Origin of the sequence: Maricaulis sp., assembly GCF_015665295.1 — a bacterium.
In the GTDB taxonomy this organism is placed as follows: Bacteria; Pseudomonadota; Alphaproteobacteria; order Caulobacterales; family Maricaulaceae; genus Maricaulis.
The window spans coordinates 76637-83988 of the sequence record NZ_JADFAJ010000018.1 but is presented as its reverse complement, the minus strand read 5'-3'; the positions used below and the strand labels follow the sequence as shown (position 1 = coordinate 83988).

Genomic DNA, 7352 nt, shown 5'->3' with positions numbered 1-7352 from the left:
CAAACTGGGCGCGGTCATTGGCGTCGGCGATGGAGCCGGGGCGCAGGCCGTCGCCCAGGGAGAAGGAGACATCATAGGCGCGCATGATGTCGCAGATCTCCTCGAAATGGGTGTAGAGGAAGCTCTCGGTGTGGTGGGCCAGGCACCATTTCGCCATGATCGAGCCGCCGCGCGAGACGATGCCGGTGACCCGGTCGGCGGTCAGCGGCACATAGGCCAGGCGTACGCCGGCATGGATGGTGAAATAGTCGACGCCCTGCTCGGCCTGCTCGATCAGCGTGTCGCGGAAAACCTCCCAGGTCAGGTCCTCGGCAATGCCATTGACCTTCTCCAGCGCCTGGTAGATCGGCACGGTGCCGATCGGGACCGGCGAATTGCGCAGGATCCATTCGCGGGTGTTGTGGATATTCTTGCCGGTGGAAAGGTCCATCACCGTGTCGCCGCCCCAGCGGATCGCCCAGACCATCTTGTCGACCTCTTCCTCGACCGAGGACGCGACGGCCGAATTGCCGATATTGGCGTTGATCTTGGTCAGGAAATTACGGCCGATGATCATCGGCTCGAGTTCGGGGTGGTTGATATTGGCCGGGATGATGGCGCGGCCGCGAGCGATCTCGTCGCGTACGAATTCGGGCGTGACATGCTCGGGGATCGAGGCGCCAAAGCTCTCACCATCGGCGAGGCGTTCAGCCGCCCCCTCGACGGCCTGTTTGCGACCGAGATTCTCGCGCTCGGCGACATAGACCATTTCCGGCGTGATGATGCCGGCGCGGGCGAATTCATACTGGGTGACCGGCTGGCCGTCCGTGCCCTTGAAGGGCTTGTGCGTGGTCGGGAATTGCCGGGCGAGATACTTGCCCGTGGCACCGCCATTATCGAGCGGCGAGAGCGGGCGGCCCTCATACTCGGTCAGCTGGCGATCCCTGTACCAGGCCAGGCGATGGCGCGGCAGGCCGGTCTCGACATTGATGCGCGCCGCCGGGTCGGAATAGGGGCCGGAGGTGTCATAGACCCGCACCGGCGGCTCGTTGGCGGTCGGGTGCAGGTCGATCTCGCGATGCGGCACTTTCAGCGCCGGCGCCGACTTGGGCGAGGTATAGATGCGCCGCGACCCCGGCAGCGGCCCGGTGGTGACTGTCGGCGTTTCAAACTCGGACTGGTTTGTGGGCTTGTTCATGGCAATCGTCCTCGGGGTCGGTCGTAGCTGGGATCAGTCGTGGCTGTGATCGGGAATGGGCCGGGTTTCACCCGCCTCGGTGAAGTAGTCCTCACCGCTTTCCTCTAGCCAGTCGGGCTGGTTGATGGGGATGTGGATGCCGGTCACCGCCTCGGCATTGAGGCGGGCGCGCGTGGTCTCGCCGCCCCATTCGCCCAGCACCCAGTAGGGCGGGAAGGCATGCTGGCTGGTGCGGGCGGCAAAATGGTCGCTGTGAGTGTCGTAGATCGCCGGTTCGGGCGTCGCGTCACCGAGATGCATGACGGTCGCCTCGCCATTGAGCGTGACCCGGTGGGCCATGTTCTGGATGCCCGCCCGCCCCGGTCCGCCGGCATGGGGGATGTGCACCGTCTCGACGCGGATGGCATCGGCGACACCGTCGACCTCCAGCACGAGATGCTGCGGGCTGGCGTTGAAGGGCAAGGCGTGGATGCGCGCCTCGAAGGCCGTGTCCCAGCCCTCGGCGGCCTGCATGTCGAGCCTTGCCTGCCAGGGGCCGACCAGGATCACATCGGGATGGGCGGCGAGATAGGCATTGACCGCCGGCGCGTCGAAATGATCGCCATGGACATGGCTGACAAAGACGACGTCCACCCCGTCAAAGGGCGGTGTCCCGGCCATGATCGCGGCGCGCACATCCGGCGCGACCAGCGGATAGCCATAGGAGACGCTGAACAGCGGATCAAACAGGATACGGGTCTCACCCGCCGTGACCAGGATCGCTTCATTGGCGAGGAAATGCGCGGTCGCCGGGTCGTCCTCGGACGGGTGCGCCAGGGCGGGCGCGGCAGAGATGCATGTGGCGAGGAGGAGGGCGGAGGAAAGGCGTTTCATCATGGCAATATCGTCTCGCTTGCAGGCGGCCAGACGACAGCGGTCATGGATCAAAAAGGCCGCCCGCACAGGCAAGCCTGTGGCGCGAAGGCCTGCTCCATCCCGACGCCGGCATGACCCGGATCCGGTCCTAAGGGTGAGATCTCAGCCCCGCCGCACCATCAGCGGGACACCCCTTGGAACTGTTGCCGCGCAGCGTGGACGTCACGCACTGATTTGGCAAGCGGGGCCGTGCGCCATTTCCTGTCAGCCGGTCAGCCCCAGATACAGCCCGCCAACCCCGAGAAGGGCGATCATGACCGCCCAGATCCGCATCATCGCGGAGCGGGCGACAAAGGCCTCATAGACGCCCATCAGGGCGGGCGGAGCGATGATCAGGAAGACACCCTTGATCAGGGCAATCCAGCCGATCACGCGGACCAGCATTGCCTCGCCGCCGGGCGCGGCGCCCAGCGTTGCCAGAACCAGGACACCGGAGGCAAAGGCCAGGACGCCACCGAAGAAGCGGAGCAGGAAACTCTCGCGCATCTCCATCACCATGCCGGCCATGCGGTCGGCCTGGACGAAGACGCCGATCCCGGCAATCAGGAAATAGAGGCCGAAAACACGCAGCCAGAAATCACTCATGGACGCTGTATCAAACACGGGCAAATCCTCCCTGTTCAAAGCGCCAGCATCGCAGATTGAGGCGCGACCGGCCATGTGACCCATCGTCACCGGCCCGCCGCGCCACCATAATTTGCCCTATTGACGCGTATAGACGTCCTCGCCCCAGCTGACCCGGACAAGCTCACCGGCATCATCGCGCTCGAAGCTGAAGGCCTGCAGCTCGTCATAGGGATCCGCCTGGCCGGCAAAGAGATCGGGCCGCGCCGGCGTCAATCCGTACTGCCTGTCGCCCCATTGAACGACGAGGCCGGCGCCTTCCACCCTGATATCCACGTCAAGATAGGGCTCGCCCGTCGACCAGGTTCCGGCATAGGCGGTCAATTCCTCCGCATCCGGCGCCCAGGTCCAGCCGCCCCAGCTTTCATCCGCGCGCATCTCGGCCTGCTGTTCCTGGCGGTATCCGAGATAACGCCCGACCCGCTGCGGGTATTGCTCGACACGGATCTGGCGCATGCGCGCCGCCGTCTCGTGCTCGGTGAGGAACTGGAAATACATGTTGATCGTTCGGCTTGTCAGCCAGCCGGTCATATTGTCGGAATTCGAGAAGGCCGCGACACCAACACCGAGGTCGGGCGAGAAGGCCATTTGCGTGCGCATGCCGGTATAACCGCCGCCATGGACGTAGAAGTCATGCCCCTCGAAGTCGCAGATATTCCAGCCCAGCGCGTAGTGCGAACAGGGCAGCTCAGCGGCGTTGCGCCGGTCCTGCTGGTGCGTCTCGACATAGCCGGTCTGGGCTTCGCGCACCATGTCCGCGGTAATGCCGGACCCGTCGGGACCTTCACCGCGCAATTGCAGCTGCAGCCAGAGCGCCATGTCATCAGCCGAGGTCACCAGTCCACCCGCCGATTGCATCATCGGGTCCGTCTTCGGGCGGATTTCGTACCAGCCTTCCTGCTCACCCATCCAGAAATGCGACCAGGACAAATCGTCCAGCGAGAAGTCGGATGTGCGCGCAGATGTGTGCGTCATGTCCAGCGGATCGATAATGGATTGATCGAGCCAGTCCTGCCAGGTCCGCCCCGTCGCTGTTTCCAGGATGGCGCCGTAGATGTTGAAACCGAGATTGCTGTAGTCGAAGCCGGGCTCGCGGACCTGCGAATGCGCTTCGATCATGCGCGGATAATCGGCCGGGTCGATTCTCGCCGCATAGGCCTCGACGGTGGGGATGACAGAATTGTCGATTGGCACCTGATGCGTAATGAGATCGCGCAGCGTCCAGTCCGACGCGCTCAACTCTCCCGGCAATTCCAGATCCGGCCAGTAGTCGGCAATTGTGCTGTCCAGCGGCAGGATGCCCTCGGCGTCCAGGCGCGCGGCCAGAAGGCCCATATAGGCCTTGGTCTGGGAGGCGATATAGATCGGCGTGTCGGTCGTCATCGGCGCGCCGCTCGACGCCCGCCGCTCGCCCTGGACATGACGCATCAACACCTCGTCCGCGGTCACCACGACGACGGCATAACCCGGTCCCAGATCCGGGAATTCCGCGAGAAAGGCTTCGAGGCTCTCCACCGCGCCCTCCGGCGTCTCCGCCGGCGCTATGGTGGTCAGGCTCATCGCGGCGACGCTCGCCAGGCTCAGTTTACGCAGCATGCTTGTGTCTCTCCATCAGGCGGCCATGGCTTCGGCCAGTCAGTTGAGGAGTCTAGCGGACGCGCTGCCCGCACGTCTTGAACGCATGTAACCGGCCCCGCATCCGGTCAGGCCGCCAACAGGGCGCGCAAATGGCTGGGCGTCATCCCGGTCTGACGCCGGGCGGCGCGGGTGAAATGGGCCTGGTCGGCAAAGCCGCCTGCCTGCGCCGCCTCGGCAGCACTTTCCCCCTGCATGAGGCCGGATATGGCCCGTCCCAGCTTGCAGCGAAGGCGATAGAGGCTCGGCGGCAGGCCGTATTGGCGGGTAAAGCGGCGCGAGAGATGGACCCGGTGAATGCCCGCCTGCGCGGCCAATTGCTGCATGTCCGGCTCGTCCGGGTCATCGCGCAATTGCTCGCGCACCCGGTTGAGCCAGCGATCGGCAGAGGCTGCCGGGCGACCTGTCGTCTCGCCTTCGCCCTCCAGCGCCCGTCCGGCCAGGTCCGACAGGGCGAGGTCTGCACTGATCGCTCCATCGTGCAGGGCCACGAGGATGCGTTGGATTTCAAGCGAGATTTCCGCACTCGGGGCCGACCAGTCCCAGTCGCCGGGCAGGGTCAGGTCTGTGCACAAAGGCGCGTCCGGTTCGATATTGAGGGCCAGGACCAGCGCACCGGCCGGTCCGTACAGATTGGCATGGGGCAAACCGGCCGGCTTGATGCCGCGGCTGATGCGCACAAGCTCGCGGGCGGTGCCGCGGCTCGTTTCGCACATTTCGCCCGACAGCAACCAGGAGAGTTGGTGGGCACGATGCCCATGAACCGGCATCGTCTCTCCCGGATTATACCAGGTCAGGCGCGCCTCCATCCCTGCGCTTTTTGCCAAAACGGTCTGACGTCTCATCATGCCCTCTATTCCCTTGATAGGACAGGGATGCCCGCCACGGCATGATTGGATGATGAAGAGCTGTTAAGATGTCAGTTCCGGCTGATCAAATGGCTAGTTCAATGCCACCCGGCGCGAATGGCAGGCGTCATACAGACCGAGAAAAGCCGTCGCGTCCGAATTGCCGCGGCGACTGGCATCGGTGAGATAGACGCGCGCGCGATAGGGATCATCAATCCCCTGCCCGTCCGACAGCATCAAGCCGGCCAGCAAGGCTGCGAGATCGCCACCCCGCTCGTCGGAGATACGCGTCATCGCTCGCTCGGCCCGTTCCGCCTGACCGGGCCAGGCTGCGGTGGCCAGGGTCAGCTGAGCCAGGGTGCGCGTGTCACCGGCCTGCATCAGGGCACCGCCCCAATAGAAGGCGGCCGCCTGTACCGGCACTTGTCGCTGCACGGCCATGGCATCGAGTTGCTGTTCCATGCCGGCGCTGACACCCCTGAGATAGCTGTCCCGGTGCTGGCCATAACGCTGGCAGTCCGCTGACTGGGCCTCCGCATCGCCGAGACCAATGACCGCGGCCCCGACCGCCCAGCCAAGGGCCACCATCCACGCAATATTTGTCCGATTTCGGGCCATTTGCCCCTCCCAGATCCACATCTGGCAGGAAACTGGCAGCCCGCTTTTAACTTCGACCCAATTTTGCGCCCCAATATTTCAACAATTTCAATATATTAACCCTAATACCAGAGGGGCGCTGCGAATCCCGTCTCTAGCGCGAAACTTGCAGGAGTCGGGGCAGTGGAAAGGCGCGAAGACGATGAAATCCCTGTTTCAAGACGGACATGGCGATCTCGAAGAGAAGTCCAACAACTTCACCGCAATGCGGATCCTGTTCGCATTATTCGTCCTGTACGGCCACGCCCTGATGATCCCGCTCGGCCTGCCCTATGTCGGCGTCTGGGCGACGACGGTCGACTTCATCGTCCAGTGTGCGCTGGACGGATTTTTCATCCTGTCCGGCTACATGATTACCGCCAGCGCCATGAAATCGCGGGACATCGGCCGCTATACCGGAGCGCGTTTATTCCGGATTTTCCCGGGCCTCATCGCCACAGTGCTGGTGCTGTGGCTGGTCGTCGGTCCGCTCTTCACCACCTTGCCCATGACCGAGTACTGGGTCAGCTCTCAGACCTGGCTCTTCCCGCTCAAGCTGATCAGCCAGGCTGATCCGATGGCCGGCCTGCCTGGCGTCTTCGCTGGCTCACCGATGGGCGAGAATGTGAACGGGCCGCTCTGGACCATCCGCTATGAGCTGATGGCCTATCTCGGCGTCGGCGTGCTGATGATGGTCGGCCTTTATCGCAAGAATGCTCAAGTCCTCGTCTGGACCGCCCTCACCCTCGCCTTCGGCATGGCCGTCGAGACCTTCGGCTATCGCGGTATCGGCGAGGAAACGATCGGCACCCTCGCCCGCTTTGCCCCCGCCTTCATGGTCGGCGCCGCCTTCCATGCCGGCCGCAACTACCTGCGCCTGACGCCGGCCCTGGCCGGTCTGGCGATCCTGGCGGCCCTGGCAACCCATAACACCCCGATGGGCTGGATGATGGTCGATATCGCGCTGGCCGCCAGCTATCTCCTGATCGGCTATGCCCGCATTCCCGGCCGGATCGGGGAGCGGGTCCGCAATGTCGAGGACGTCTCCTATGGCATCTACATCCTGCACTGGCCGATCGGCATGATGGCCTTTGCCCTGATGCCGGGTCTGAACACCACCGTGCTGGCCCTGATCATGCTGCCGCTGGCGGTTCTTGCCGGTTGGGGTCTGCGGGTCACGGTCGAAAAGCCCGCCCTCGCGCTGCGGGCGCAGTTAAGTGGTCGATCGAATAACACATCCACTGCAATTCCCGTTGCATAAACCTGCCGATCAGCCCTTCCCTGATCTGTAACTGTACCGAGCAGATCCATAGCGGCACACTACGAATGCCCAGCCCACGAGAATCGCTAGGAAGCGTCCGATCCGTAAACCACGAGAAGACACCTGACACACTAGCAAACACGCTACAGGCAGGTTGAGAACAACTCAGAAACAGCTCGGCACCAGAGTGATCAAATCACGCCAATGCAACGAAAAGCTACCCGCTACTCAACTTTTGGTTTGAAAAGCCTACGAC

Annotated in this window: 7 protein-coding genes and 1 riboswitch; of the genes, 1 reads left to right on the top strand and 6 read right to left on the bottom strand. The window is 63.6% G+C overall.

All coding sequences use genetic code 11. From position 1 onward, the window contains the following. The 6 genes from thiC to QZZ02_RS09655 all read right to left on the bottom strand — a co-directional run. The coding region (gene thiC, locus QZZ02_RS09680; RefSeq protein ID WP_291843986.1) for a phosphomethylpyrimidine synthase ThiC at window positions 1-1177 on the bottom strand (1177 nt) is incomplete at its 3' end. Window positions 1178-1210: 33 nt separating this feature from the next. Then, window positions 1211-2053, bottom strand: coding sequence for an MBL fold metallo-hydrolase (locus QZZ02_RS09675; RefSeq protein WP_291843985.1), 843 nt, complete (start codon window positions 2051-2053; stop codon window positions 1211-1213). 80 nt (window positions 2054-2133) lie between these two features. Then, window positions 2134-2237, bottom strand: a riboswitch (TPP riboswitch). Window positions 2238-2296: 59 nt separating this feature from the next. Continuing rightward, the gene (locus QZZ02_RS09670) at window positions 2297-2695 is read right to left on the bottom strand and encodes a hypothetical protein (protein WP_291843983.1); all 399 of its coding nucleotides are present in this window, start codon (window positions 2693-2695) and stop codon (window positions 2297-2299) included. 99 nt (window positions 2696-2794) lie between these two features. Continuing rightward, on the bottom strand, window positions 2795-4312 hold the full coding sequence (locus tag QZZ02_RS09665; RefSeq protein ID WP_291843982.1) for a serine hydrolase domain-containing protein: 1518 nt from the start codon (window positions 4310-4312) through the stop codon (window positions 2795-2797). Between the two features lie 107 nt (window positions 4313-4419). After that, window positions 4420-5199 carry an AraC family transcriptional regulator gene (locus QZZ02_RS09660; RefSeq protein WP_291843981.1) on the bottom strand — a complete coding sequence of 260 codons (780 nt, stop codon included), beginning with the start codon at window positions 5197-5199 and terminating at the stop codon, window positions 4420-4422. 93 nt (window positions 5200-5292) lie between these two features. Then, complete coding sequence (locus QZZ02_RS09655) at window positions 5293-5817, bottom strand: hypothetical protein (RefSeq protein ID WP_291843980.1); 525 nt, start codon at window positions 5815-5817, stop codon at window positions 5293-5295. A gap of 181 nt (window positions 5818-5998) precedes the next feature. Here QZZ02_RS09655 and QZZ02_RS09650 point away from each other — a divergent pair, with 181 nt between their 5' ends. Further along, a complete protein-coding gene (locus QZZ02_RS09650) occupies window positions 5999-7096 on the top strand; it encodes an acyltransferase (protein WP_291843979.1) in 1098 nt (365 codons plus the stop codon). Window positions 7097-7352: the final 256 nt, after the last annotated feature.